The sequence below is a fragment of the Roseateles sp. P5_E11 genome (assembly GCF_054049355.1).
In genome coordinates, this window is the sequence record NZ_JBFUMO010000561.1 from 1 (window position 1) to 3,737 (window position 3,737).

At 70.0% G+C, this 3,737-nt stretch carries 5 protein-coding genes; all 5 read left to right on the forward strand.

Translation table 11 applies throughout. The annotated features are described in order from the left end of the window. Window positions 1-371: DUF5597 domain-containing protein (locus tag ACXJKR_RS26940; protein WP_457325426.1), on the forward strand; the 371-nt coding region annotated here is incomplete at its 5' end. Beyond that, on the forward strand, window positions 368-1,681 hold the full coding sequence (locus tag ACXJKR_RS26945; protein WP_457325427.1) for a GDSL-type esterase/lipase family protein: 1,314 nt from the start codon (window positions 368-370) through the stop codon (window positions 1,679-1,681). The genes ACXJKR_RS26940 and ACXJKR_RS26945, both read left to right, overlap by 4 nt. Window positions 1,682-1,769: 88 nt before the next feature. Then, on the forward strand, window positions 1,770-3,332 hold the full coding sequence (locus ACXJKR_RS26950; RefSeq protein ID WP_457325428.1) for a family 43 glycosylhydrolase: 1,563 nt from the start codon (window positions 1,770-1,772) through the stop codon (window positions 3,330-3,332). 71 nt (window positions 3,333-3,403) lie between these two features. Next, a complete protein-coding gene (locus tag ACXJKR_RS26955) occupies window positions 3,404-3,550 on the forward strand; it encodes a hypothetical protein (protein ID WP_457325429.1) in 147 nt (48 codons plus the stop codon). Between the two features lie 90 nt (window positions 3,551-3,640). After that, the coding region (locus tag ACXJKR_RS26960; protein WP_457325430.1) for a twin-arginine translocation signal domain-containing protein at window positions 3,641-3,737 on the forward strand (97 nt) is incomplete at its 3' end.

Sequence of the window (3,737 nt, forward strand, 5' to 3'; positions counted from 1 at the left end):
ATGCCGATCAGTTCGTCACGATGAAGGGCTGGAAGGCCCACGTCACCTTCGGCCAGTGGCAGTTCGGCGAGCGTGAATGGCCGGGCAACCAGAAGGAGGCACCGGCGCATGCCGCCAAGCTCGTCGGTGGCGTGTCCATCGCGCAGATCGGCGACGACGAATTCCTGCTGGTGGGCCAGCAGGCACGCGTGCGCATCGACGACATCGAAGGCAGCAGCCGCGCGCTGATCGAATACGCCGAGGAAGGCCACTTCGACGCCAGCGGCAAGTGGGTGACGGAGCGCCGCTGGAACGGCGACCAGGTCGACTGGGGCCTGAACTTCGTCGCGAACCCGCGCGTGCTGAAGGTCAAGATGGGGCGCTACAAGTGAGCGGCGTTCGCACGTCATTCCTCGGCGCGCTGCTCACCACGGCGGCCCTGGGCGCCCTGGCGCAGGCAGCGCCCGACATCACCCTCCTGCCGGCGCCATCGGCCGCCTGGCGCACCGTCGTCGGCCACTGGGAGAAACAGGTCGAGCTGGCAGGCGACGGCGTCGTCGTCCCGGCGCCGACCGCCGACTACGCACGAGCCAGCACGCTGGCCGCGAGCGCACTCACGACCGGCGGCAAACGCGAGGCCGTGTTGCTGGACTGGAAGGATCTCTGGCAGGCCACGCTGCGCATCGAAAGCCGCGAGCCGCTGGACTTGCGCCCCTACCTGGGCGGCACGCTGGAGTTCGACCTCGATGTGGCCGAACTCGCCAAGGGCGGTGTGCGTGCCAAGCTCAGTTGCGGCGACGGCTGCGAGCGCGGCGTCAACCTCATCGAGCCGGCGCGCAGCTGGGCCGGCAAGGGCTGGCAGCACGTCGCCCTGGCCATGAGCTGCTTCACGCGCGAAGGCGCCGACTTCTCCAAGGTCAGGCTGCCATTCGCCATCGACGCGACCGGCACGGGCCGCGTCAGCGTCGCCAACGTGCGCATCACGCGCACGGCCAAGGCCGGGCTGGCCTGCCCCGACTACCGCACCGAGTCCGTCACGCCGGCCATGCTCAACGAATCCTGGGCCGTCGACTGGTGGCAGCCGCGCCACGAACAGAAGCTGCAGGAGAAGGCCCGGCTGATCGCCGCCGGCACGCCACCCGAAGTCGTCTTCATCGGCGACTCCATCACCCAGGGCTGGGAGAAGGACGGCAGCGAGGTCTGGCAGCGCCACTACGCGCCCCTGCACGCACTGGCCCTGGGCTTCGGCGGCGACCGCACCGAGAACGCGCTGTGGCGGCTGCAGCACGGCGAGGTCGACGGCATCGCGCCCAAGGTGGCCGTGCTGATGATCGGCACCAACAACACCGGCCACCGCGCGGAGGCGCCGGAGCGAACGGCCGCCGGCGTCAAGCGCCTGCTCGACGAACTGCGTCAGCGCCTGCCCAGGACCCAGCTGCTGCTGTTGGCCATCTTCCCGCGCGGCGAGCAGCCCGACGACTTCCTGCGTGGCATCAACCAGCGCGTCAACAAGCTCCTCGAAGGTCTGGCCGACGGCCGCAGCGTTCACTTCCTGGATATCAATGCCGCGCTGCTCAATACCGACGGCACGCTTGGCAAGGACGTCATGCCCGACCTGCTGCATCCCAACGCCAAGGGCTACGACATCTGGCAGCGGTCCATGGCGCCGACGCTGCAGAAGCTGCTGAGGTCGACGCCATGACGCTGGCGGCCGCCGCTGCCAAGCCGACCCGGATGCCGGGCGGCCTGCCGTGCCGCGCATGGGCGCACGTCCAATTCGTGTCCAAGGCATGAACACGCCGGCCACGCTGCCCCTGGCCCCGCGGCATCCAGCCGTGGTGGCGGCCCTCGGCAGCGCAGGCACGACCCGCCCTACCCAGTCCTGGGGCCGCGGCATCGACGGCCAGCGGCTGGCGGACCTGGGCGACGGAAGCTTTCGCAACCCCSTCGTGGCCGGCGACCACCCCAACCCCGCCATCCTGAAGGACGGCCCCGACTACTACATGACCTTCTCGTCACGGCAGTCCTGTCCGGGTGCCGTGATCTGGCATTCACGCGACCTGGTGAACTGGGTGCCCATCGCCGCGGCGCTGAACCAGCCGCTCGGCACGGGCTCGCCGACGGATCTTGTCCGGCACAACGGCCGCTACTTCCTCTACCTCCCCTTGCTACGGCCTCAGGGGGTCGGCATCCACGTCATGCACGCCGACAGCATCCGCGGGCCCTGGAGCGATCCCGTCGACCTGGAGCTGCAGGGATGCCTGGACCCAGCCCATGTCGTGGGCGAGGACGGCAGGCGCCATCTCTTCGTCAACGGCGACCGGCGCGTCGGCCTCACGGACGACGGGCTGGCCACCGTCGGCGGGCTTGTCCATGCCCAGACGGCCCGCAGCGCCGCACCGGCCGCGATCGCCGGCGCCAAGCTGCTGCGCCGGGGCGACTTCTTCTACCGCGTCCAGGCCCAGGGCGCCAACGCGCTTGACGGCCATGTGGTCAAGGTGGCGCGAGCGCCTTCCATCGCCGGGCCCTGGCAGGACGGCCCGTTCAGCCTGATCGATAGCGCAGCGGACGGGCCGTGGCGCACCAGCGGCCCTGCCAGCCTGGTGGAAGGCCAGGCAGGCGACTGGTGGATGCTGTGCCACGGCCACGAAAGCGGCTACCGTACCCTCGGGCGGCAGGTGCTGCTGGCGCCGATCGAATGGACGCGTGACGGCTGGCCGCGCAGCAATGGCGACCCGCTCGACCGGGCCCAGCGCAAGCCGCGCGGTGGATCGGTGCTGGCAGCGGGTCTCTCGCTCAGCGACGACTTCACGCATGACCGCCTCGGCCTGCAGTGGACCTTCCAGGACGCAACGCCCGAGGACCTGCAGCGCGCCCGATATGACGGCACCGGTCTGACGCTGCGGGGCAAGGGCACGGGGTTGTCCGACTGCTCACCGCTGACCTGCCTCGCGGGAGATCGCAGCTACACCGCCGAGATCGAATTCGAGCTTGAAGGTGCGGCCCAGGGTGGGCTGGCTCTCTTCCATGACGCGCGCGGCTTCGTCGGCGTGGGCATCGGCGACGGCCAGATGCACACCTACAGCTATGGCCAGCGCCACGGCTGGATGCGGCAGGCCGTGCAAGGGCAGCATCACCGCCTGCGCGTGACGAACCGCCGCCACCTCCTGACCTTCGAGCACGCGATCGGCGACGGCCCCTGGACCTGCAACCCGTGGCTCACGGAGGTTTCAGCCCTGCACCAGACCGCCGCCGGCAGCCTTGCAAGCCTGCGGCCGGCGCTGTTCGCCGCCGGCGAGGGCGAGGTGCGCCTGCGCCGCTTCAGCTACAACTGCATCGGGCCCGAGCCCTGAGATCCCTCCCAAAGCCCGAGCGCGACGGAGACATTCGCGCCGAGCATTTCCGCAAGAGAAAAGGTTGATCCATGAAGTCCAAGTTATTGAAGACCCTGCGCCTGTTGTCGGCGCTGCCCGCGCTGGCTCACGCCCAGGGCTGCGGCAGCGGCATGGCTGACACCGGTGCGCCGCGCCTGCCTGACCTGATCAAGGCCCTCGTCGACGCTACAAAGTAAACGTCCCCACCGGCAACCACAGGGCCGGCATCGCAAAACGGGCATGGCGTGCTTCGGCGCGCCATGCCCATCTCCACATCTGACACCGCCATGTCCGCACATCTCCCGACCCGCCGCTCCTTCCTTCAGGCCGCCACCGCTGCCGCTGGCGCCACCGGCCTGCCCGCGGCGCAGGCTGCGCCCGCCC

Coding starts and splice junctions, on each gene's coding strand:
- ACXJKR_RS26955 (WP_457325429.1), top strand. CDS start 3,404: ATGAAGTCCAAGTTATTGAAGACCCTGCGCCTGTTGTCGGCGCTGCCC.